Annotated in this window: 21 protein-coding genes; 3 read left to right on the plus strand and 18 right to left on the minus strand. The window is 61.2% G+C overall.

The window, feature by feature from the left end; genetic code table 11:
• Positions 1-657: 657 nt before the first annotated feature.
• Positions 658-1,935, minus strand: coding sequence for a tyrosine--tRNA ligase (gene tyrS / locus MTX36_RS12195; RefSeq protein ID WP_094275062.1), 1,278 nt, complete (start codon positions 1,933-1,935; stop codon positions 658-660).
• A 19-nt stretch (positions 1,936-1,954) separates the two neighbouring features.
• On the minus strand, positions 1,955-2,563 hold the full coding sequence (locus MTX36_RS12200; protein ID WP_243620012.1) for a DNA-3-methyladenine glycosylase: 609 nt from the start codon (positions 2,561-2,563) through the stop codon (positions 1,955-1,957).
• Between the two features lie 87 nt (positions 2,564-2,650).
• Here MTX36_RS12200 and MTX36_RS12205 point away from each other — a divergent pair, with 87 nt between their 5' ends.
• From MTX36_RS12205 to MTX36_RS12215, 3 genes are read left to right on the plus strand one after another with little or no spacing between them, the layout of a single operon-like run.
• The gene (locus MTX36_RS12205) at positions 2,651-3,385 is read left to right on the plus strand and encodes an ABC transporter ATP-binding protein (protein WP_243620013.1); all 735 of its coding nucleotides are present in this window, start codon (positions 2,651-2,653) and stop codon (positions 3,383-3,385) included.
• Positions 3,382-4,137: an ABC transporter permease gene (locus tag MTX36_RS12210; protein ID WP_243620014.1), complete on the plus strand. Its 756-nt coding sequence runs from the start codon at positions 3,382-3,384 to the stop codon at positions 4,135-4,137. The genes MTX36_RS12205 and MTX36_RS12210 overlap by 4 nt, the downstream gene beginning before the upstream one ends.
• A complete protein-coding gene (locus MTX36_RS12215; RefSeq protein WP_243620015.1) occupies positions 4,134-4,733 on the plus strand; it encodes a TetR family transcriptional regulator in 600 nt (199 codons plus the stop codon). The genes MTX36_RS12210 and MTX36_RS12215 overlap by 4 nt, the downstream gene beginning before the upstream one ends.
• On the opposite strand, the gene MTX36_RS12220 is transcribed toward MTX36_RS12215, so the two are convergent.
• The 16 genes from MTX36_RS12220 to MTX36_RS12295 form a co-directional block, all read right to left on the minus strand.
• Entirely contained in the window at positions 4,730-4,951 is a 222-nt protein-coding gene (locus MTX36_RS12220) for a Trm112 family protein (protein WP_243620016.1), read from the minus strand. The two genes, MTX36_RS12215 and MTX36_RS12220, sit on opposite strands and share 4 nt — an antisense overlap.
• Before the next feature lie 67 nt (positions 4,952-5,018).
• On the minus strand, positions 5,019-8,000 hold the full coding sequence (locus MTX36_RS12225) for an acyl-CoA synthetase (protein ID WP_243620017.1): 2,982 nt from the start codon (positions 7,998-8,000) through the stop codon (positions 5,019-5,021).
• A gap of 136 nt (positions 8,001-8,136) precedes the next feature.
• A complete protein-coding gene (argH, locus tag MTX36_RS12230) occupies positions 8,137-9,555 on the minus strand; it encodes an argininosuccinate lyase (RefSeq protein ID WP_243620018.1) in 1,419 nt (472 codons plus the stop codon).
• Between the two features lie 3 nt (positions 9,556-9,558).
• Positions 9,559-10,758, minus strand: a complete 1,200-nt coding sequence (locus tag MTX36_RS12235) for an argininosuccinate synthase (RefSeq protein ID WP_094273447.1) — start codon at positions 10,756-10,758, stop codon at positions 9,559-9,561.
• 47 nt (positions 10,759-10,805) lie between these two features.
• Entirely contained in the window at positions 10,806-11,318 is a 513-nt protein-coding gene (locus MTX36_RS12240) for an arginine repressor (protein ID WP_206042441.1), read from the minus strand.
• Positions 11,282-12,220, minus strand: a complete 939-nt coding sequence (argF, locus tag MTX36_RS12245) for an ornithine carbamoyltransferase (protein ID WP_243620019.1) — start codon at positions 12,218-12,220, stop codon at positions 11,282-11,284. The genes MTX36_RS12240 and argF overlap by 37 nt, the downstream gene beginning before the upstream one ends.
• Before the next feature lie 5 nt (positions 12,221-12,225).
• Positions 12,226-13,425 (minus strand): acetylornithine transaminase, encoded by a 1,200-nt coding sequence (locus tag MTX36_RS12250; RefSeq protein WP_243620020.1) that lies wholly within the window; start codon positions 13,423-13,425, stop codon positions 12,226-12,228.
• The gene (gene argB / locus MTX36_RS12255; RefSeq protein WP_243620021.1) at positions 13,422-14,339 is read right to left on the minus strand and encodes an acetylglutamate kinase; all 918 of its coding nucleotides are present in this window, start codon (positions 14,337-14,339) and stop codon (positions 13,422-13,424) included. Before argB ends, MTX36_RS12250 begins: the two co-directional genes overlap by 4 nt.
• Positions 14,336-15,571: a bifunctional glutamate N-acetyltransferase/amino-acid acetyltransferase ArgJ gene (gene argJ, locus MTX36_RS12260; RefSeq protein WP_243620139.1), complete on the minus strand. Its 1,236-nt coding sequence runs from the start codon at positions 15,569-15,571 to the stop codon at positions 14,336-14,338. Before argJ ends, argB begins: the two co-directional genes overlap by 4 nt.
• Before the next feature lie 44 nt (positions 15,572-15,615).
• Complete coding sequence (gene argC / locus MTX36_RS12265) at positions 15,616-16,671, minus strand: N-acetyl-gamma-glutamyl-phosphate reductase (RefSeq protein ID WP_243620022.1); 1,056 nt, start codon at positions 16,669-16,671, stop codon at positions 15,616-15,618.
• 54 nt (positions 16,672-16,725) lie between these two features.
• Positions 16,726-16,989, minus strand: coding sequence for a PspA/IM30 family protein (locus tag MTX36_RS30545; protein WP_243620140.1), 264 nt, complete (start codon positions 16,987-16,989; stop codon positions 16,726-16,728).
• Between the two features lie 347 nt (positions 16,990-17,336).
• Positions 17,337-17,942, minus strand: a complete 606-nt coding sequence (gene idi, locus MTX36_RS12275) for an isopentenyl-diphosphate Delta-isomerase (RefSeq protein WP_243620023.1) — start codon at positions 17,940-17,942, stop codon at positions 17,337-17,339.
• Positions 17,943-17,985: 43 nt separating this feature from the next.
• The gene (locus MTX36_RS12280) at positions 17,986-18,996 is read right to left on the minus strand and encodes a phytoene/squalene synthase family protein (protein WP_243620024.1); all 1,011 of its coding nucleotides are present in this window, start codon (positions 18,994-18,996) and stop codon (positions 17,986-17,988) included.
• A complete protein-coding gene (crtI, locus tag MTX36_RS12285) occupies positions 18,993-20,621 on the minus strand; it encodes a phytoene desaturase family protein (RefSeq protein WP_243620025.1) in 1,629 nt (542 codons plus the stop codon). Before crtI ends, MTX36_RS12280 begins: the two co-directional genes overlap by 4 nt.
• Before the next feature lie 133 nt (positions 20,622-20,754).
• A complete protein-coding gene (locus MTX36_RS12290) occupies positions 20,755-21,801 on the minus strand; it encodes a glycosyltransferase family 2 protein (protein WP_243620026.1) in 1,047 nt (348 codons plus the stop codon).
• 194 nt (positions 21,802-21,995) lie between these two features.
• Complete coding sequence (locus tag MTX36_RS12295) at positions 21,996-22,814, minus strand: carotenoid biosynthesis protein (RefSeq protein ID WP_243620141.1); 819 nt, start codon at positions 22,812-22,814, stop codon at positions 21,996-21,998.
• Between the last annotated feature and the right edge of the window lie 122 nt (positions 22,815-22,936).

The following is a 22,936-nucleotide window of genomic DNA, read 5'->3' on the forward strand; positions in this document are numbered from 1 at the left end:
ATGTGTTAAGCACGCCGCCAGCGTTCGTCCTGAGCCAGGATCAAACTCTCCGTTGAAGACTCTAGATTTCGTGGGCAAGCCCACTAATCAGTCATAGACAAATAAGAGTCAAATCACTAGCAAAAAAACTCAACTAGCAAAAATGTGTCGACAACCGTTCAGACGGAAGAATGAACGAATCATCGACGAAAAATACTCACACCCCTCACTCAGCACCGAAACCGTAAGGCCCGGAACATCATTCGCGATGTGAAGTACCAAAAATTTGGCACTGACATTCATCGACACACTGTTGAGTTCTCAAAGAACACGCGCACACCTTCGCTTCAACCAAGGTTGAACGCTCCGGGGCAGGCTTTATACTTTAGCTTGTGCACCACCGGGAAGCAAGTTCCCGTATTCAGTGCTTCACCAGTCAAACCGTAGAAGATTTGACTAAGCGACTGTCTCCGACTTCGTCCAACCGCGTGTCCCCGACCTCTCGGTCGGGGTTGGTGTCCGTGTCGCTCTGACTTGGACAAAGTTACGCGACGGAAAACTGAGCGTCAAACTCCCAGGTCGCAGATGTCCGTTGGGTTAAATCCGCTGGTAGCTCGCTCGCGAGCGAGCTACCAGCGGTCCCAGGAGCCACTTTCGGCAACTGTGACCCCACACACGTCAGTTCGGCAGTACCTTCACGCCGGCAAAGTTGCGCTTTCCGCGGCGGACGACCAACCAACTGCCATGCAGCAGATCAGTTGCGGCCGGCTCCCAATCGTCGGCGGAGACCTTCTGGTTGTTCACCGAGGCGCCACCTTCCTTCACTGCGCGTCGAGCAGCTCCCTTGCTTTCACACAAACCGCTGGAGACAAGAAGGTCGATGATCGTGCGCGGCTCCCCCGGAGCCAACTCACTGACCGATGCTTCCTTCAACGCCGCGGCGAGTGTCGACTCGTCGAGCTCGCTCAGCTCTGCCTTTCCGAACAATGCCTGGCTGGCGAGCTCCACAGACCGGGTGTTGTGTTCGCCGTGCACGAGCGTCGTCATCTCTGCTGCTAGTCGCTTCTGCGCTTCGCGGGCATGGGGACGCTCGGTTGTTGCGATCTCGAGTTCCGCGAGTTCCTCGGCACCGAGGAACGTGAACCACCGCAGGTACTTGATGACATCAGCGTCGCCGGTGTTCACGAAGTACTGGTACCAGGCGTAAGGGCTGGTCATTTCCGGATCGAGCCACAAGCTGCCGCCGCCGGTTGATTTGCCGAACTTCTTGCCGTCGGCAGACGTCACGAGAGGAACGGTCATTGCATGGACGCTCTTGCCGTCAACCCGACGGTTGAGCTCGACGCCGGCGATGATGTTGCCCCACTGATCCGAACCGCCGACCTGCAAGCTGCAGTCGAGATCGCGCTGCAGGTGTAGGTAGTCGTTTGCCTGGAGCAGCATGTAGCTGAACTCGGTGTACGACATTCCATCGGATTCGAGGCGGCGCTTGACTGTGTCACGCGCAAGCATGACGTTCACCGAGAAGTGCTTGCCGATGTCCCGCAGGAAGTCGATGGCCGACATCTTGCCGGTCCAGTTCATGTTGTTCTCGATGACCGCGCCGGTCGGAGAATCGTCGAAGTCGACAAAACGTTCCAGCTGGCCGCGGATGCGCCCAGCCCAGTCCGCGACGGTATCCGCGGAGTTCATCGTGCGTTCTCCGACGTCGCGGGGATCGCCGATCAGTCCGGTTGCACCGCCGGCGAGAACGATCGGACGGTTGCCGGCACGCTGGAAACGCTTGAGAGCGAGCAGAGGAACGAGGTGACCGGCGTGCAAGCTCGGCCCGGTGGGGTCGAACCCGGCATACAGCGTGATCGGTCCCGCCTCGAGATTCTTACGTAATGCGTCGAGATCGGTTGATTGGGCGATCAGTCCCCGCCAGGTCAGTTCGTCGAGAATATTCTCAGTCACGGGGTCGATCATCCCACCTCTACGAATCAGCAGGCGCTCGCGGGCTTCGACGGTAGGCGGACACGGCGGAAGAATCCGGAATCCACAGTCGCCAGGGAATGTCCGCCGCCGTACTGACTCCCACTCGGGGGCCTTCACTCCAGATCTCCGCTTCTCCCAACTGCAAACGCACCCGCGAAGTCGGATCGAAGACATCCAATCCATTGTCCGCCAACGAGATTCCCACGGACGAGCCGAGATTGCCTGGCCCGCGCGCCCAGTCGTACTTGTGCCGAGCACGGGAGCGTCGTTCCTTGACGACGTCATCTCCGGCCACAACCTCAGCAGCCCGGAGTAATACACCACCAGCGACTCCCGTGGGTCCGTAAGAAATGTTCATACAGAAGTGCATTCCGTAGCTGCGGTAGACGTAGAGCAACCCCGCCCGCCCGAACATCACCCGATTCCGCGGCGTTTGCCCTCGATACGAGTGCGCGGCCGGGTCCGGCCAGGGCCCGACCTTCTCCCCGCCGTATGCCTCCACCTCGACTATTCGCAGCGCCACGTCGTCGACCGTCAGTGTTGAACCCAGAATGATCAAGCCCGCTTCGCGGGGACTCGTCACGTCCGCCAGAACCTTGATGCTCACCTGTTCAATTGTGCCCAACCGTTGACTCCCGGGTGCGCCGCGTCACATAATTCATCAAGTGATGAATTACTGGAAGTGAGGCACACAGTGACCACGAAACCAGCAATCGACATTCGAGGTCTTCGCGTAATCCGCGGAAAGAACGAGGTCCTCCACTCGATCGACCTTCAGGTTGCCAGCGGATCCATCACCGGACTTCTCGGTCCGTCCGGCTGCGGAAAAACAACGCTGATGCGCACGATTGTCGGAACTCAGATCGTCGAAAGTGGAGACGTCAAGGTCCTGGGCGACGATGCCGGGTCGGCCGCTCTTCGGCGCCGCGTCGGCTATGTCACCCAATCCCCCAGCGTCTACGGAGATCTGACGGTCACCCGCAATGTCCAGTATTTCGGCGCGCTCTACGGCAAGTCCGCGGCTGATGTTCGCGCAGCGATAGATACCGTCGGCCTCACCCAAAATGCACACCAGCTCGCCGCAGACCTCTCCGGCGGACAGGCAACTCGGGTATCTCTCGCGTGCGCTCTGGTCGCCGACCCTGAATTGCTGGTTCTCGACGAGCCGACGGTCGGGCTCGATCCGGTACTTCGCGTCGAACTGTGGGAACGATTTGCCGAACTCGCCAAACACGGCACAACGCTCCTGGTGTCGAGTCACGTCATGGACGAAGCAGATCACTGCGCGCAGCTGATCCTGATGCGCGACGGCTACCTTCTGGCGCACCTCACTCCCGATCAACTTCGCGCCAAAACCCGGTGCGAGCGCCTGGAAGACGCATTCCTCGAATTGATCCGAACTTCACCCGTCGGAGGCGAAATATCATGAGTGTCAACATCTTCGGATCAACAACGCGAAGAATCCTCCTGCAGCTACGCCAGGATCACCGCACGGTCGCGATGATCCTGCTGGTTCCGACGCTCCTGATGGTCCTCCTGTACTTCCTCTACCAGGACGTGCCGACCCCACCCGGTCAGACTTCGATCTTTCAACGCGTCGCCATCACCATGCTCGGGATCCTTCCCTTTGTCGTGATGTTTCTGGTTACCTCCATCGCCATGCAACGGGAACGGAGTTCCGGCACTCTCGAACGCCTGCTGACAACGCCAATGGGCAAATTGGATCTGCTGGCCGGATATGCGGCCGCATTCTCACTGTCTGCAGCGGCTCAGGCGGCTCTCGCGTGCACCGTCGCGTTCGGATTCCTGGGGCTGACTATCGCCGGCAGTCTGGGTTGGGTGATCGTGATCGCTGTTCTAGTCGCAATCCTCGGAGTCGCCCTCGGCCTGCTGGCCAGTGCCTTTGCCAGAACCGAGTTCCAAGCGGTTCAATTCATGCCCGTCGTGGTGGTTCCCCAACTATTCCTGTGCGGACTGTTCGTACCCCGTGATCAACTACCGACGTGGCTTGAATGGATCAGCAACGTACTCCCCCTGAGTTACGCCGTCGACGCGCTCGAACAGGTGTCGATTCACGCTGACGCCACCGGCCAGATGTGGCGTGACCTCGCAATCATGGCTGGTTTTGCCGCCGCAGCGTTATCGCTGGCAGCAGCTACCCTCGATCGCCGAACACCATGAACATCACGGCGCGATCCGGCCGGCGCCCCGGCAAGTCCGAAACTCGAACACAGATTCTCGAGAGCGCCCGACGCGCATTTTCACGGAACGGATTCCGGCAGGCGACAATCCGATCCATCGCCTTGGACGCCGAGGTCGACCCGGCCTTGATCCACCACTATTTCGGTAGCAAGGAACAGCTGTTCACAGCTGCAATCGCGCTACCGCTGGATCCGAGAATCGTCCTCGCGCCGGTTCAGGCATCAACGAACGAACAACTGGGCGCCACGCTGCTGACGGCGGTGATCGGCGTCTGGGAATCCGAACACCGCGACGCCGTTCTCGCTGCATTTCGATCTGCGATTTCAGGCGACGGATCACAGTTGATCCAGAGCTTCCTACTGAACATCGTCTTGCGCGACATCATCCCGCGAGTGGACACGCCGCCCGGGAGCGGACTGCTTCGAGCGGAATTGGTCGCGTCGCAGATCGCGGGGCTTTTGATGACGCGCTACATTCTCGAGCTCGATCCGCTGAAATCACTGAGCGTCGACGCGCTCATACCGCTGGTGGCTCCCAACCTCCAGCGGTATCTCACGGGAGAACTCCCGATCTAAGCCAGACCGTCGGCTGCGCCGGACTGTGCAAGTAACTGCTCATGCTCGTCATCTGCAACGTCACGAGCCTCGTCGATCAACAGCACCGGGATGCCGTTCTCGATCGGGTAGGCGCGCCGAAGGCGAGGGTTGTAGAGCAGCTTGTCCCCGACCAGCAACAGCGGGCCCTTGTCTTGCGGGCAGGCCAGAATGCTGAGCAACGTCGAATCAATAGCCACGTTTTTCCTCTCGAACCGAACACGAACTGAGCGTGTTCAGGCTACCCGCCGAACACCGTCGAACCACTCACCGAGACCCCGTACCCACCCTCGTCGGCATCAATTGAGCCGCAACGGCCTTGGTCAGCCGCTTGTACGACTGGGTTTCGGAGTCCAAGTACCAGGTCCGAGGACCCGGCGCAGGCACACCCGCCGCGATGAGCGCCGTCGCGCTCGGGCGATACGACGAACCCACCGGAATGCTGTCAACGACGTGAACAATGTCCGGACGAGCGTCGAAATCGAGTTTCGACAACGCCTCGGCGAGTTCCGCCGAGCGGAATTGCCGACCCGGCAGCCACGTCACCGCCGCCACCGCCAACTGATAGGGGGCCTGACCGATCGCGTAGGCAACAGCAAGGTCCACCCGAGGAACCCTTGACAGAGCGTCGACGATCGGAGCCGTGAAAACCGCGCCGCGAACCGTCGACATGACCGTGTGCTTGTGGTCGACCAACCAGTAGTCGCCGTCGGAGTCGCGTCGGAACAGGTTCTCGGTCGGAATCCACGAATCACCGGCCTCGAACAGACCTCGCATTGCACCGCCGGACAGATCAGCGTTCATTCCTGCTCGCCCAAGCAACAATCCGACCTCGTCGTCGGCGCATTCGCGAACAAATCCGTCCTCGTTTTCGAGGAGTCGACCGCTGAGCGGTTCGTAGGCCGCGAGCCGAACTCGGGCGCTACCAGGCAACGGACGACCCTTGGATCCGATCTTGGATCCGGCCACATTGGCGAGAATGACGTCACCCTCGGTGGACGCGTAGAACTCGAGGATCTGAGCCGGATCGAACGCTTCGGTGGTCCTCTTCCACAGCCCTTGTGGCATGCCCGAACCGATGAAAAGCCGTACCGGATGACTGCCGTCGAGCAACAACAGTTCTTCGTCCAGAATCTGGCGCATCATCGACCATGTGTAACTGACGACGGTCACTCCGTAACGGTGAATCTCCTCCACGAAACGCGCTGGATCAAGTCCCCGCGACAGTGCAATCCGGGATCCACCCGCCATAGCGCCACCGATAGTCGCCAACAAACTCGACGAATGATGCAGGGGTGCAAGGCAATAGACAGTGTCACCGCGATCGAGGTCGGCGGCAGTCGCCGTACCGAACGCGGAAAGCGCCCAACGATAGTTGGTGATCTGCTTCGCTTCGAGTTCGCCACCGGACTCCGCGAAGATAATGAACGCGAGTTCGCGCGCGATGCCTGGATCCGGCCGGTACCAACCCGGCAGGTTCACCGCCGCCGGATCGATCTGTTCGAGATCGATCACGTCGTGGGATGGATCGACGGTCAGTCCGCGCGCATCGCCCCCGCCCAGCACCAGAACCGGCCGCCCGAGCGTGACCGCAGCTTCGATGTTCTCCGGATCGGTGATGATTCGGTCTACCGATCCGAGTTTGACGGCAGTGGCTACGTCGCCGCCCGGCGGGAGCATAACGGCGACAGCACCGAGTCGCGAGAGCGCCGAGATTGCCGCAAGCGCACTGGGACGTGTCTCCATCAGCACGCCGACGTGAGCTGCCGGACGCACGCCGACGGATATCAAACCGCGAACGACGTTGTCGATACGGGCATTAACGGCTTCATAGGTGTGAACGCGATTGTCGAAGAGGAAGCACTCTCCGGCCGGCGCCTTACGGCGTTGTTCTGCCAGAAGCTGACTGAGCGAAATCTTGGTGTGCGGCTGAATCTGGTTCAACCTGGCCAACCTCGGCAACGCTCGGGCGGCTTCACCGGACAGTTCGAAGGTTCCGCGCAGCGCACCGGCAGCAAAGTCACTGATACCCTTGGTCATTCCGACGCCGACCTCCGCGACAGATGCCACGGTGTGGATGATCCGATTGCTGATCGACACACCGGTCTCGTCCTCGGGGTACGGACCCTGGGGCATGTGATCGACACGATCCGGGAGTGTCCCACCCCGTTCGGTCCACTGCACAAATTCCCCAGTAGTCGGCCACGTGTGGGTTGCGGCGATGGAACCGACTACCAGACCGAAATGCCCTGCACGTAACGTCGATTCGTAGACGTCAGCACGCGGCGCTGCCTGGGTAATGCCGCGGACCGCCTGAGGCTGGCCGATGTCGTCGACCTCGCCGACAAACGCCAGAATGGGACAGGTGATCTCGGCGAGCGACACCACTTGATCTTTGATGACAAAGCCACCGGACATCATCCGGTTGTGCACGATGAACTGCTTGAGGAGTTCGGCAACTGCCGGCCCGGACCAGCCGACCCACCCTTCGGTGGCCAGGAAGCGTCGTTGCTGTTCACGCGGAAGCAGCGCTTCACGATCGTGAAGCTGCAGGAGAAAATCCACACGCATCTTGAGGGTCTTGACCGGATCGAGTAATTGGAAGCCGGTGCGGGCCATCCAGCCGGTGACCGCGAGTCTGTTGAAGACGTGATCGGCCAGGAAATCGGCACCCCACGTGGCGATCCCAGCCGGGATACCGAACGGCAGCGCCGCCAACGTATCCACGGGGCTTCCGAAAGTGATGACGCTGGCGATATTTCGACTGCGCCGATACGCGGCCGCCTGATAGGCGAACATTCCACCCTGTGAGTACCCGGAGAGGTGAACGTCTTTGCCGGTGTGACGGTGGACGTGGTCGACGATGTCGCTGAGCGCAACGATGTGGTCGGCGAGATTACGGTCCCAGCCACCTTCTTCGGCGTCCGGCGACCCGAAGTCGACAACCCAAGGATCGAGTCCCATCCCGTGCAGAATGCCGACGGCACCCTGATCCCGGGTGACGTCGTACACGTTGGCCGACATCATCATCGGCGGAATCAACACGATAGGCGGACCGGCCACCGCGGGATCAGCATCAGGAAAATATCGTCGCAGGCGGTACATCGGCGCGCGTTCGACAATCTCGAACGGCGACGTCGTCAGATCCGTCTCGAGCCCACCCAGACGAACAACTTCGAGGCCGTTCTGTGCTGTCGCAACCACCCGCCGAAGAGGGCCCAGCACTGACTTGGAATTCAATCCCACCATTACACTCCCAAGTTACTTGCAACATCAGGTCGGTCGCATTTGTCTCAAGCGCAATTAGCCTACTGGCCCGGAAAACAAATACGCGGTCAGGGAGCACAAAATGCTCCCTGACCGCGTAAGACAGTGACCTTAGAACCTAAAGCGACCACTCCCGCAGCGACTGCGCGAGCGCACGGACGCCGTCAAGTTGCTCGGCTACCCGAACCCCGGCGGTTCCGCCGCGTGCGTTACGCGACGCGATGGAACCCTCGACGGTCAGAACCTCGCGCACTGCCGGCGTCAACGCACTGTCGACACCGGCCAGTTCTTCGTCCGTCAGATCTTCGAGTCCAACGCCCCGTGCCTCGGCAACCCGCACACACGCGCCGGCCGCTTCGTGGGCCACGCGGAACGGAACGCCCTGACGGACCATCCATTCCGCGATATCTGTCGCCAAGGTGAAACCGGCCGGAGCCAACTCCGCCATGCGCGCGGTATGAAACTCGAGCGTCTGCACCAGACCGGTGATGGCCGGAAGCAGCATTTCGAGCTGAGCAACCGAATCGAAAACCGGTTCCTTGTCTTCCTGCAGATCCCGGTTGTACGCCAAAGGCTGAGCCTTGAGCGTCGCCAACAGTCCGGTGAGGTTACCGATCAAGCGACCCGACTTACCGCGCGTCAGTTCCGAGACATCCGGATTCTTTTTCTGCGGCATGATCGACGAACCCGTCGACCAAGCGTCGGCAAGCGTGATGTAGCCGAATTCCGGTGTGCTCCAGATGATGACCTCTTCGGCCATCCGTGAGAGATCGACACCGATCATCGCCAACACGAATGCAGCCTCGGCGGCAAAGTCGCGCGACGCCGTGGCGTCGATCGAGTTTTCTGCCGAGCTGTCGAACTTCAGTTCTGCCGCAATAGCTTCGGGGTCGAGTCCGAGTGAAGAACCAGCCAAGGCGCCAGAACCGTACGGGGACACCGCAGCTCGCACGTCGAAGTCCCGCAGGCGCTGAACATCACGCAGAAGCGGATGCGCATGAGCCAGCAAGTGATGCGCGAGCAGCACCGGCTGAGCAGCCTGCAGGTGCGTCTTGCCCGGCATCACGGCATCCGGATGCGCAGCAGCCTGTCCAGCCAGAGCATCGACCACGTCGAGCACACCGGTCGAGATACGGCGAACCGCGTCACGGAGCCACATGCGGAACAGTGTCGCCACCTGGTCGTTACGTGAACGACCGGCACGCAGACGTCCGCCGACCTCAGGACCGACACGCTCGATCAAGCCGCGTTCGAGCGCGCCATGCACGTCCTCGTCCGACTCGCTCGGGCCGAAGGCGCCACTCGCGACGTCAGCCCCGAGCTGCTCGAGACCGTCGAGCATGGTCGCGAGATCGGCCTCACTCAGGAGACCGGCCTTGTTGAGCACGCGGGCATGAGCCTGCGACGCCCGAACGTCGTACGGAGCCAGTACCCAATCGAAATGAGTCGACTTGCTCAGCGCTGCCATGGCGGCGGCCGGTCCGGATTCGAACCGTCCGCCCCACAGGGCACCTTCATTCGTGCCGTGTGCCGTCATTGCTTACAGGCCCAGATCGCGCTTTGCCGCGACCTTCGAGGACAGGCCGTGGATCTCGACGAAGCCCTTCGATGCGGACTGGTCGAATGTATCGCCCTCGTCGTACGTTGCGAGGTTGAAGTCGTAGAGCGACTCGGGGCTACGACGACCGTTGACCGTGATTGCTCCACCGTGCAGGAAGAGTCGGATGTCGCCGGTGACGCGTTCCTGCGTCTTGGCCACGAACGTATCGAGTGCATCCTTGAGGGGCGAGAACCACAGGCCGTCGTAGACCAGCTCGGACCAACGCTGCTCCATCTGACGCTTGTAGCGACCGAGTTCGCGTTCGAGGGTGACGTGCTCGAGTTCCTGGTGGGCGGTGATGAGAACCATCGCGCCGGGAGCTTCGTAGATCTCGCGGCTCTTGATACCGACGAGACGGTCCTCGACGACGTCGAGACGGCCGACGCCCTGGGCACCCGCGCGCTTGTTGAGTTCCTGGATGGCTTCGAGGACGGTGACCTTGCGGCCGTCGATGGCAACGGGCTTGCCGGCTTCGAAACTGACGATCAGCTCGTCAGGGGCATTCCAGTTGACGGTCGGATCTTCGGTGTAGTCGTAGACATCCTTGGTCGGCGCATTCCACAGGTCCTCGAGGAAACCGGTCTCGACAGCGCGACCCCAGACGTTCTGGTCGATCGAGAACGGGGACTTCTTGGAGACGTTGATCGGGATGTTGTTGTCCTCGGCGAACTTGATCGCCTTCTCGCGCGTCCAGGCGTAGTCGCGGACCGGTGCGATGACCGACAGGTCAGGAGCGAGGGTGGCGAAGCCGACCTCGAAACGAACCTGGTCATTGCCCTTGCCGGTGCAACCGTGCGAGACGATGGTGCCACCGTGTGCGCGTGCAGCCTCGACGATGTGCTTGACGATCAGCGGGCGGCTGATAGCCGAGACCAGCGGGTAACGGTCCATGTAGAGAGCGTTTGCCTGGATGGTCGGCAAGCAGTACTCGTCCGCGAACTCGTCGCGAGCGTCGACGACGACGGATTCGACTGCGCCGCAGTCGAGTGCGCGCTGACGCACGACCTCCATGTCCTCGCCACCCTGCCCCAGATCGATGGCGACGGCGACAACCTCAGCACCTGTCTCCTTGCCGATCCAACTGATGGCAACAGAAGTGTCCAGCCCGCCCGAATAGGCGAGTACGACGCGATCGGCCATTGTTTTTGTGCTCCTTAGGTTGAATATCTTGTGTCAAGAATAAGGGGTCAGGCTAGGGATTCGATCATGGCCGCGAGTTCCGCTCCGGAAAGCGGTTCCCGGGCCATCACGAAGATGGTGTCATCTCCGGCGATAGTCCCCACGATATCGGTCAGCGAGGCACGATCAAGTGCGCTCGCCAGGTAGTGCGCGGCCCCCGGAGGAGTCCGGAGAACCGCCATGTTTCCGCTGAAATCGGTGGACACCAACAGCTCACCGAGCAACCGCGACAGACGATCAGTGCCACCCGAGACACCGCGTACGGGGTTGCCGTCCTCCGGCACCACGTACACCCCGGCACCGCCGTCGGCTGCCCGCAGTTTTACTGCTCCCAACTCCTCGAGGTCGCGAGAGAGGGTGGCTTGAGTCGCCTCGATGCCCTCGGCCCCGAGCAACGACGCCAGTTCCGTCTGACTTCGAACGGGGTGCGCCGCCAGCAGCGCGATGATGCGCGACTGACGACCCGCCCGAGTGGGAGCGACGCTCACGCTGTTCCTGCGGTTCGCTGTTCCAGCAGCCAGACCAACAGGGCTTTCTGGGCGTGCAGGCGGTTTTCGGCCTCGTCCCAGACAACGCTCTGCGGACCGTCGAGCACCTCGTCGGTGACCTCTTCGCCGCGATGCGCCGGCAAGCAGTGCATGACAACAGCCTTGGCGGCGGCCAGGCCCAGCAGCTCCGAATTGATCTGGAAGGGACGGAACGGTCCGACGCGGTCGAGGCCGTCGTTCTCCTGACCCATCGACGTCCAGGTGTCCGTGACCAAGGCGTCAGCGTTGGTTGCTGCTTCTCGCGGATCCTGCGTCAGCGTGATCGTCGCACCGGTTTCCTCGGCCCGCTTACGTGCCGCCGCCACGACCCAGTCGGCAGGCTCGAAGCCCGCCGGGCTGGCAATTGTGACGTCGATACCGGCGGTCACGCCACCGAGCATCAGCGAATGCGCCATGTTATTGGCACCGTCGCCCAGGTAAGTCAGCTTCAATCCCTTGAGCTCACCCTTCTGCTCAATCAATGTCTGCAGATCCGCGAGAACCTGGCACGGATGGAACTCGTCGGACAGCGCGTTGACGATGGGAATCGTTGCGCCGACGGCCATCTGTTCGAGCCGCTTCTGGCCGAAGGTGCGCCAGACAACGGCGTCGACGTAACGCGAGAGGACGCGTCCGGTGTCCTGCAACGTCTCTTCGCGACCGAGCTGAGTGCTCCGACCGTCGACGACGACGGCATGGCCGCCCATCTGCGCGATACCCATCTCGAAGGAGAAACGTGTGCGCGTCGAGTTCTTCTCGAAGATCACGCCGACTCCACGCGGTCCTTCGAGCGGACGACGTGAGAACGGGTTCTTCTTGAGCTCGGCCGCGAGCGCAAGAACCTCGGCCTGCTGAGCGGGCGTGAGATCGTCGTCCCTGAGAAAATGCTTCACCACGATAGTTACTTCTCCCCCGGCTGATCAGCCGATAATGCACTGTCGAAGATTGCAGGCAGCGCTGCCACGAATGTCTCGGCCTGCTCATCCGTCAGGATCAACGGCGGCGCCAACCGGATCACTCCGGGATTTGCTGCATTCACAAGGTACCCGGCTTCGCGCGCCGCGTTTTCCACGGCGGGAGCTACATCCTGCGTAAGTACGACGCCCAACAGCAGGCCCGAGCCACGCACGTAGTCGACCAGCGGATGACCCAACTCCTCGATCCCAGCGGTGATGGACTTACCCAAACTGTCTGCGCGCGAGATCAAGTCCTCGTCCGCGATGGTCTTCAGGACCGCGAGGGCGGCGGCCGCGCACACCGGGTTTCCACCGAAGGTGGTCCCGTGTTTTCCGGGACCGAACAGCTCAGCAGCAGCTCCCGTTGCGATGCACGCGCCGATCGGCATTCCGCCGCCGAGCCCCTTCGCCAACGTGATGACGTCCGGAACGATCCCGACAGCCTGATGGGCGTAGAACCAGCCGGTGCGGCCGATGCCCGTCTGAACCTCGTCCAACACCAGCAAAGCGCCGCGCTCAGCGGTGATCCGGCGAGCTTCGACCAGGTAGCCCTCGGGCGGTACGACGACGCCGCTCTCACCCATGATCGGTTCGAGAAACACTGCCGCCGTATCGGAATCGACCGCGCGATCGAGTGCTTCGATATCGCCGTACGGAACATATTCGACGCCGGCGGGCATCGGTTCGAACGGTGCCCGTTTGGCCGGCTGACCGGTCAGTGCCAACGCGCCCATCGTGCGGCCGTGGAACGAGTTCTCGGCAGAAATGATCTTCTTGCGGCCGGTTGCGCGGGCAAGCTTGAACGCTGCCTCGTTGGCCTCGGTGCCCGAGTTGCAGAAGAACGCCCGACCCGTCGCGGCGCCGAGATGGCTGAGCAACTGCTCTGCCAGTTCGATCACCGGCTCGCTCGCATAGAGATTGGAGACGTGACCGAGCGTCGAAAGTTGTTGTGTGACAGCTTCGATGATCGCCGGATGCGCATGCCCGAGAATGTTGACGGCGATTCCGGCCAAGAAATCGACGTACTGCTTGCCGTCTGCGTCGGTGAGAACAGCTCCCTCACCGCGAACCAGCGCAATCCGGGGTACGCCGTAATTGTTCATCAGCGAAGCGGACCACCGCTGCTGCATATCCAACGTGCTCATGAGTTGTCTCCAGGCTCGGCGATGTCGGATCCGGGCACAACCATCGTGCCGATTCCCTCACCGGTGAAAAGTTCGAGTAGGACGGAATGCGCGAGCCTTCCGTCGATGACATGCGCCGACGGAACACCACCGCAAACCGCTCGCAGGCAGGCTTCCATCTTCGGCACCATGCCGGCGTCGAGGCTCGGCAAAAGTTTTGCCAGCGCATCGGTGTCGATTTCGCTGGCGAGTGAGGATCGGTCCGGCCAATCCGTGTACAGGCCTTCGACATCGGTGAGAACAACAAGCTTCTCCGCGCCGATCGCCTCGGCAAGCGCAGCCGCAGCGGTATCGGCGTTGATGTTGTGGACTACTCCGTCAGAGTCGGGAGCGATGGTCGAGACCACCGGAATGCGCCCTGCCGCAATGAGATCCAGCACTGCATCGGGGTTAACCGTCGTGACATCGCCGACCAGTCCGATATCGGTCTGCTCCCCGTCGACCGCAACAGTTCGACGCGTCGCCGTGAACAGATGCGCGTCTTCACCGGAGATGCCGACCGCATACGGACCGTGTGCATTGATCAGACCGACGAGTTCACGACCCACCTGGCCGAACAACACCATCCGCACAACGTCCATCACCTCGGGCGTCGTCACGCGGAAACCACCGCGGAACTCACCCTTCATGCCCAGCCGCGCCAACATCGCATTGATCTGCGGTCCGCCGCCGTGAACCACGACGGGATGGATCCCGACGGTGCGGAGGAATGCCATGTCGGCAGCAAAAGCCGTCTTGAGTTCGTCGTCGATCATGGCGTTGCCGCCGTACTTGACCACAACGATCTTGTCCCGAAAACGCTGCAACCAGGGCAGTGCGCCAGCGAGGACGTGTGCCTTCTGATGCTCGCTGATCGCGGCCAGAGATTCGGTCATGACGAGTACGCCGAGTTCTCTTCGACATACGCGTGCGACAGGTCCGTCGTACGGATCGACACCGATTCGCTGCCGATCCCCAGATCGATATCCAGTTCGATATCGATACCGCTGAGGTCGACTTCCCGAGCACCCGGCGCACCCACTCCGTCGATGCAGACGGGATTTCCGTTGAAGGACACGCTGATTCGATCAGGATCCAGCTCGATGGGAGCGATACCGACTGCGGCGAGTACACGTCCCCAGTTGGGATCCGAACCGAACAGTGCAGTCTTGACCAAACTGTCACGCGCAACGGTCCGGGCACCGATCAAGGCATCCGACTCCGTGACGGCACCGCGAACGGTCACCTTGACGCGCTTGGTGACTCCCTCGGCGTCGGCCATCATCTGATCGGCGAGGTCGTCGCACACGGCAAGAACAGCGGCGTTCAGTTCGTCCTGGCTCGGAGCGACGCCACTCGCCCCGGACGCCAACAACAGCACCGTGTCATTGGTCGAGGTGGCACCGTCGACGTCGAGACGATCGAAGCTCAGGTGAGTGGCGGCACGCAGAGCGGTATCGAGCTGCTCGGTGCTGGCAATGGCATCAGTCGTGACAACACACAGCATCGTGGCGAGAGCGGGCGAGAGCATGCCGGCGCCCTTTGCCATTCCGCCGACATTCCACTTGTTGTCGTGGTGCAGCGACGCCTGCTTGGGCACCGTGTCCGTGGTCATGATTGCGTAGGCGGCCTCCGTACCACCGGAAATACCACCGGCCAGTTCGTGCACTATTTCCGTTACACCGGCAAGCACCTTGTCCATCGGCAACCGGTCACCGATCAGACCGGTGGAGCACACGGCTACCTCGACTGCACCAGTCTCGGTACCCCAGTTGCTGAGTGCCGACGCCACCTCTTCGGCAGTCTTGTGTGCATCCTGGAAACCGCCGGCACCCGTACAAGCGTTGGCGCCACCCGAATTGAGCACCACCGCGCGGAGCTTGCCCGTCGTCAATACCTGCTGCGACCACAACACCGGGGCAGCCTTCACCTTGTTCAATGTGAAGACACCGGCCGCAGCCAAGTCAGGTCCTTCGTTGAGCACCAGCGCGAGGTCCGACTTGCCACTCTTCTTGATACCGGCGGCAATTCCGGCCGCGCGGAATCCTGCCGGCGCCGAGACACCCTGAGTACGAAGCAGGCGCCCACCGGCGACGTGGACCACGTCATCCTCGGTCGCGTCGACCAAGTCAGCTTCGGTTGCGGCGTCGATATGCTGCGGATTTTCGGTGCTCACGGAGCTACTCCCACGGTAGAGAGACCTGCGGTCTCAGGTAGACCAAGGGCGAGGTTCATCGATTGCACAGCGCCACCGGCGGTGCCCTTGGTGAGATTGTCGATTGCCGAAATGACTACAAGTTGACCGGCATCCGTATCGACGGTGATACCGATCTGCACAGCATTGGATCCGATCACGGCACCGGTCTGCGGGAACACTCCCGCCGGAAGCACGTGAACGAACGGCTCGTCGCGGTAAGCCTTTTCGTAGATTTCCCGCGCCTGCTCTTCGGTCGCAGTGGTAGCTGCAGTGCAGGTCGCGAGGATGCCACGCGGCATGGGTGCGAGGACCGGCGTGAACGACACACTGATGTCCTTGCCGCCGGCCGCCTTGAGGTTCTGAATGATTTCAGGAGTATGGCGGTGAACTCCACCGACGCCGTAGGCACGAACAGAACCCATGACCTCGGAACCGAGCAGATCAGCCTTCGGAGCCCGTCCCGCACCGGAAGTACCGCTCACGGCAACAACATTGACGTGCGAATCGATGATTCCGGCAGCAACGGCCGGAGCCAGAGCGAGACTCGCAGCGGTCGGGTAACAACCGGGAACGGCGATACGCGTCGCACCCACCAATTTCTCACGCGCGCCAGGCAATTCAGGAAGTCCGTACGGCCAGGTCCCGGCATGGGGGCTCTTGTAGAACTTTTCCCACAGTGCGCCGTCCTGAAGCCGGAAATCTGCGCCACAGTCGATGATGACCGTCGACTCCGGCAACGCCTTCGCGTACTGAGCCGAATTGCCGTGCGGAAGTCCGAGGAAAACGACGTCGTGACCGGAAAGGATCTCGACCGTGGTTTCTTCGAGCACTCGCGAAGACAAGGGAAGAAGGTGCGGGTGATGCTCGCCAAGCGTCGAACCGGCATTGCCGCCGGCCGTCAGTGAGCCGATCACCAAGCTGCCGTCGGCATACGAAGGGTGCCCGAGAAGCAGACGGAGAACCTCACCACCGGCATATCCACTGGCACCGGCGACGGCGACTCTGATCGGCTTGCGCGTGTCCTCAGTCATGCACATCATTATGCATCATCGTGCAAGTGAATGCATAACTACTTATGTCGGCGGCTATTTACCCATCGATCGACGAATCTCTTCAAGCTTGACTTTGGCGGCCTTCTGACGCTCGTCCCACTGCTCGTCGACGGACTTCCCGGCTGGGCTCTCGTGCGCCAATTCGGCTGAACCGATCGACGTGCCGACGCGCCCTTCGATCTTTTCCCGGACACGGTCGAACGTGGGAACTCCGGACTCCGTGTAATCCGGTCCCGGTATCGGCGGCACAGTCCCGGAGTACACCGGCGCGTCAATGATTTCGTCGACCTCGACCACCGTTCCCGCCAAATCAACTTCCTCGGTAACGATCGGGTCGGAGCGAGTAAGCCGGCCGGAGTTGGAGACAGCAGCGTCAAGCGCACCCAGTATCACGGACAACCCGGGTCGACGTTCTACAACAGCCCGAACCATCACGAGGAAATCCCGATCGTCGAGCGCATCGGCAGCCTCGACCACACTACGCACCGAACCATCGTTCTCGGACATCGCCAAACTCCTTCTCGAAAACGCGTCGGACCCCCTCGATCCTTCCATGCTTGCGCATCAATTTCCCGCAGGCCGCGGGCCACCCTTGGTTCCTCACGACCCGTGGACGTCAGCTCCCGGACACCCGGGCGGTGACATCACGACAAAGAGCCGTCCAACTGCGAGCCCTCACGCGCAGCGGGCGGCAAAGCCGCTGCGGGGGCAGTCGGCCACCGGAGAGGATCTCGACCAAGCCGCCGAAGCTGTTGCACCTGCTCACGACACCACGGCGACATCTCCCGGTCACCGCTCAAACCCCTCGACAAAAAGTCTTGCCAATCGATCCACTCGAAACTCTCGACCTCGGACGGATCGGGGGAAGGGCGGGGCCCGTTGTAGAGAACTCGAAAAACGGGGCAAATTTCGTTCTCGACAATCCCGGAGTCCATCACCGCGCGGTATCGGAACGACGGGAGAACCAGGCTCACATCGTCCGTGTCGATTCCGAGTTCTTCGATCATCCGACGACGGACCGCCTGTTCAAGTGGTTCGTCCGGCGCAGGATGGCCACAACAACTGTTTGTCCACACACCCGGCCAGGTAGTTTTCCCCAGCGCACGCCGAGTTATCAAAACATTGCCCTCGCGATCGAAAACATAGGCGGAGAACGCAAGGTGCAGCGGTGTCACCGTGGTGTGTACCGTCGCTTTCGGTTCCGTTCCGATAGCGCGGCCGGCGTCGTCGAGCAGCACAACGTGTTCCATGTGCAAAATTTCCTGTTCAGTCGATTCGAATAATGCGCTGTTCTCAGCGCCTGACCCGGGTCCGAAGTGTGAGCAATCCGGTTTCTGCCAATCGAGGCACCGCGACCGCCAGACGTCGCCGCTGCGATACACGTGCCCGGCGATGGAGTACGCGATACCCGTTGTCCTCTACTTCACGCAGAATCTCGCGATAGAGGACAAATGCGGTGCGCATCGCGGGGCGCACCACGGGATCGAGCATGTCGATCCCAGGTTCGGCTGTCCGATACACCGCTCGGGTAACTGCGATGAGATGCGCAAGAGCACGCTCGAGTCTGACGTCGCGGCCCCCGGTGTTCCGGCAGTGCCGGAGTAGTTCCTCATCGACGCCGAAAGCCCCCAATTCCTCGGTCGGCAGGTAGATCCGATCACGATCGAGGTCCTCCCCCATATCGCGGATGAAGTTCGTCAACTGGAAGGCTTCACCGAGGGCAATCGCTGGGCCGACAGCAGCGTCTCGATCTGTTTCTATGCCCAGAATAGGGAGCATCTGCAGTCCGATTACCGCTGCGGAGCCATACATGTACTCCGACAACTCAGCCGTTGTTCGATATCGCGAACGGAATACGTCGGTCCCCGGTATATCCATCCGCATCGAGCGCAGGAAGGCGTAGTAGTACTCGTGTGCGATGCCGTATCGTGCCGTGGTATCCACCAGCGCACGGAGCACAAGGTCAGTTCGACTCTCTCCCAAGGGATCTCCCGCCAAGGCCCCTTTGATGCGACGTTGGAAAGCCTCTAGCTTGGCGATCGCTATTCGGTCCGCCTGGGTATGCGACGAACTTCCCGAATCGACTCCACTGAGATCAAGCTCCGAGTCGACGTCACCTGAGTCGACGTCCACGATATCGTCGACCATGCGAGCGAACCCGTACAAGGCGTGGACGCCGGCACGCTTGTCCGCCGGAAACAGCCGGGTGGCAAGAAAGTACGTTTTCCCATGCTGCTCATTCAACTCACGACACAGGCGATACGCGCCGTGAAGGCTGGGATCGATCCGATCGAGTTCCCTCACGACGCAATCCCGGACGGTTCTGCATGTGTCCCTCTGCGCAGACCGGACCCGCGGTTTCCGAGCGAGCCGGTAATCCTCTCGGCGGCAAGCCGTCCCGAGATGAGTACCGTGGGCACGCCGACACCCGGCGTGGTGCCGGACCCGGCAAGGACCACATTGACGAGTCCCGGAACCAGGTTCTTACGTCGGAACGGGCCGGTCTGGCGAAACACGTGCGCCGACGAGAACGGACTGCCCCCCAGCATTCCCTTCTCCAACCACGTCTGCGGAGTATCAAGATGGTCCACCACCATCGCGGACCGAACATTGCGGTAGCCGCGATCCTCGAGTACCTGCTGAACTTCGCGCATGTAGTGAACTCCCAACTGATTCCAATCGATGGGGGCACTGACAAGATTCGGGCACGGCGCCAGAATCGAGATCGGTTCACACCTGACACCGTCACGTTCCACATACAACGCCGGGTCGGTCACTGCCGGTCGCGTGATCAGAAGGGACGGGTCCTCCATCAATTTTCCGCGTCCGCGACCGGCCGTGATGCGCGCAAAGGTCTCCGCCCACTGCTCGCCGAAGTCGATGGTGTGGTGGGCGGTCGACGGCCACGTGGCCGTCACCTCCGTAGGAACTGTTCCGTGGAAGACGACCGCCGATGGCGAAACGACAGAGTAGCCGCGCCGACGGCCCCTACGACTCGCACCGGCTCGGTCCAGCAATTGATCGACAACGGGGAGGTCCGTGGTGAGTATCAGGGAATCGCACGGAAAATGACGACCGTCGGAGGTCTGCACACCGGTCGCGCGCTTGTCCTCGATGTCCACAGCAACGATCTCTGCGTCTGTGTGCAAGGTTCCGCCATTACGCGTTAACGCGTCTGCCATCGAGCCAGCGATGGCAGACATGCCGCCTTCCGGGAAATAGACTCCGAGGGATGTGTCCATGTGTGCAATCGCGCCGTAGACGCCCAACGCTTTCGTCGGGGCCATCCCCGCATACAACGCCTGGAAGGTGAAGATTCTCCTCAGCCGAGGATCCCGGACAAACGAATCGACCCGCGGGCCGAGTCGACCGAATCCACCAAGGCGGGCCAGTGTCGCGGTTTCTCGAAGCGCTGCCCACGACGATACGAGATCGAGCGGCGAATCGAAGTTCGAACTGATGTAGCGGTCGAACTCCGTATCAAAGATGGAAGCCAACCATCGGCGTAGTCTGCGGTAACCCGCCGATTCGGCAGGACCGCACTCTTGTTCGACTTCCTTGGACATCGCTGTCGAATCCGAATAGACGTCGATGGAACTTCCGTCGGCATAGCGTGTGTGATAGCTCGGCGAAAGTTTGGTAAGTGTGAGCGGTGGAATGGTGGACTCGAACGATTCGCCGACTGCTGCGAGCGCATCGGCAATCAGATCGGGCATAGTGAGAACGCTCGCGCCGTTGTCGATGTCGTAAAGGCGATGGCCGGCGCTGTCGAGCACTTGGTAAGTGCCGACCCGACCTCCGATCGTGCTCTCCCGCTCGAGCACCGTAACTTTTCGGCCCGCACCGACGAGGTGGAGTGCGGCAGAAAGCCCAGCGAGCCCCGCTCCCACAACAATGACCGAATCTGTACTTCCGGACACCACCTTCATCGTGGACCGCCTGACACTGCGCCCGGAAGACACTGCCGATGACACAGATCGGCATGCACCCAATTCGTACCCACTGCGGCGTTCAGCACCGATGTCGCCGGATGGTCAAACGTGGAGATCGGCATATCGGTTCTCATTTCTCGGCGACGCCGGTAGTGACGGCTGTATTCATTGTCGGCGCATTCAGTGCACGGCCCTTCCACGACAGGTCGTTGCGGGCCCGGCGAAGACGCGAATCGACAACAAGTGCCATGAACATCGCAGTGGAGATTGGGTGAGCGCATGCAACTCCGAAGGAGCGAAGGATACCGGTCAAACCATCAGGCCTGCAGTTCGACTCGAATTTTTCGGCACACAGCCGAGCTACCACGGCGGCACCATATCCCGCCAATCCCAGCCGACGCGTCCGACCTGATCCCAAGACAGCTGCGGCTGGAGGCACTGCGTACATCAGTGCCACGGCCGACAGCGTAATCGCGGTGCCGGTTCGCCCACCGAGAGAAGACCACAGCCATCGAGTGTATCCGGCACGCAGTTCCGCCCAGCTTTCATACATGCGGCAACTGACAAATCCTGCGCCCGAGATCAGAATGGATCGGTGTCCGTTGCGCCGAACCGCACGGGCTAGGTCGAGATCCTCGGTTGCGCTCGACGCCACAGATTTGTGCCCACCGATATCGCGGTAGATCTGGGAATCGAACATGAGGAACTGTCCGCACGCAACGGCCAGCGACGGACGTGAGGAACGGTTTGCCAGGGGAACGAAAAGAGTCGACATCCATGAATAGCTCAGCAGCGGCTGGACCAGATGCTCTGCAATACTGCCCGTTTTCTGGTCAGGCCAAGGACAAACCAAAGCTGCGTCGTGGTCGCGTAGCGCACCCACGGCCGCCGCGATCGCATCAGCCGACAATCTGACATCCGCATCGATGAAGGCAATGATGCCCGGATGATGCACATCCTTGTACGCAAGATCCGCCAGTGCGAAGCATGCTGCTGCTTTGCCGGTCCAGCCAGGCGCCGGCGAAGCGCCATTCGAAGCCACGCTGATGCGCGGATCCCCGTCAGCGGCGCGGCGAGCAGCCGCGAACGTCCCATCGCTCGAGTTATCGTCGAGCACAATCACGCTGAGCTCGCCGTCAAAGGACTGTGCACGTAGGTCCCCGATGAGCAAGGGCACCGTGGTCTCCTCGTCACGCGCAGGAATACACACCACGACACGTTCGTGTGACTCGACCGATCGGGTCCGCTTCATACGCGGTATGAACAGAACATTCCCCAGAGACATCAGTGCAGACACCCCGGCTAGCGCAGTGCCTACTTCGGTAGCTCGTTGGCCGACGCGTACCGCTCGTCGATGCGTGTTGTCCCCCCTCACTCCGTCACCACAACCCGTGTCCCCTCGCGAATCCACGTCATTACCAACGGAACACCCACAAGTCCCATCACACCGAGTCCGTAGATCGCCGAGTAACGCAATTCGTCGCCGTCTAGAAGTACCGCATGCGCTAACGCCGATCCCAGCCAGGTCCAGACAAACAACACCAAGGGTGCGGTATCGGAGACAGAACGACTTTCCGATCGGCGCGAACTGCATCGTCTCCCGATCAATTCGACTGCGACAGCCATGACCAGCACCGTGACGAACCAGCCGAGATAGTTCGTGAACGGTATCGACGGTATGCCGGGAAGCCCAGAACGGTCAGATGTCCAGATCCATTGACCGTCGGTCACCATCTGTGTATCGAGGTAGAGATCCCAGTCCACCATTCCTAGCGCAGTGGCCGCGATACGGTGCATCGGCTTCCGCTGCGGTGACAGTCGTGATCGCTCGAGCACATAGGTCACGGCACACCAGATCGGATAAAACCCGGCCGTCCACGCAAGCGGAACGACGGCCGGGACACCCAGGATGTCAGGTCCTAGTCGATCAGTGGCGTACATGTAGCTCCCGAACGGATACCCCGTTGCGGTACCGACCATCTCGGCAACAAGACCAAGACCGGCAGTAGCGGTGAACATCACAAGCGTCCATCCTGGTCCGCGCGAGAGCAGAGCGTGCGCCAGCGACGCCGCAGCGAGCAGTACGACTACCGCGACAGTCACCCTGTCCCGCGACATGCCAACCGCGAGCGGATAGTAGATCTGTGCTGTCACCGCGCACCCGACAAGTCCCCACACGAATCCGAGCAGAACACGAGACTTGCGTTCGATCGGTAGTGAATTCGGCTTGTGCGCCAAAGTGGGCCTGCGCAGCCCGAAATCCGTCACGTCGATCGTCGACCCTCGTTAGGCCCATCTTCTCGACGTGCTTC

Origin of the sequence: Rhodococcus sp. ARC_M6 (assembly GCF_022810305.1) — a bacterium.
Taxonomy (GTDB): domain Bacteria; phylum Actinomycetota; class Actinomycetes; order Mycobacteriales; family Mycobacteriaceae; genus Rhodococcus_F.

Coding starts and splice junctions, on each gene's coding strand:
- MTX36_RS12215 (WP_243620015.1), top strand. CDS start 4,134: ATGAACATCACGGCGCGATCCGGCCGGCGCCCCGGCAAGTCCGAAACT.
- argC (WP_243620022.1), bottom strand. CDS start 16,671: ATGACTGAGGACACGCGCAAGCCGATCAGAGTCGCCGTCGCCGGTGCC.
- idi (WP_243620023.1), bottom strand. CDS start 17,942: ATGGAACACGTTGTGCTGCTCGACGACGCCGGCCGCGCTATCGGAACG.
- MTX36_RS12225 (WP_243620017.1), bottom strand. CDS start 8,000: ATGGTGGGATTGAATTCCAAGTCAGTGCTGGGCCCTCTTCGGCGGGTG.
- MTX36_RS12235 (WP_094273447.1), bottom strand. CDS start 10,758: ATGGCCGATCGCGTCGTACTCGCCTATTCGGGCGGGCTGGACACTTCT.
- MTX36_RS12250 (WP_243620020.1), bottom strand. CDS start 13,425: ATGAGCACGTTGGATATGCAGCAGCGGTGGTCCGCTTCGCTGATGAAC.
- crtI (WP_243620025.1), bottom strand. CDS start 20,621: ATGAAGGTGGTGTCCGGAAGTACAGATTCGGTCATTGTTGTGGGAGCG.
- argH (WP_243620018.1), bottom strand. CDS start 9,555: ATGACGGCACACGGCACGAATGAAGGTGCCCTGTGGGGCGGACGGTTC.
- MTX36_RS12210 (WP_243620014.1), top strand. CDS start 3,382: ATGAGTGTCAACATCTTCGGATCAACAACGCGAAGAATCCTCCTGCAG.
- argB (WP_243620021.1), bottom strand. CDS start 14,339: ATGACCGAATCTCTGGCCGCGATCAGCGAGCATCAGAAGGCACACGTC.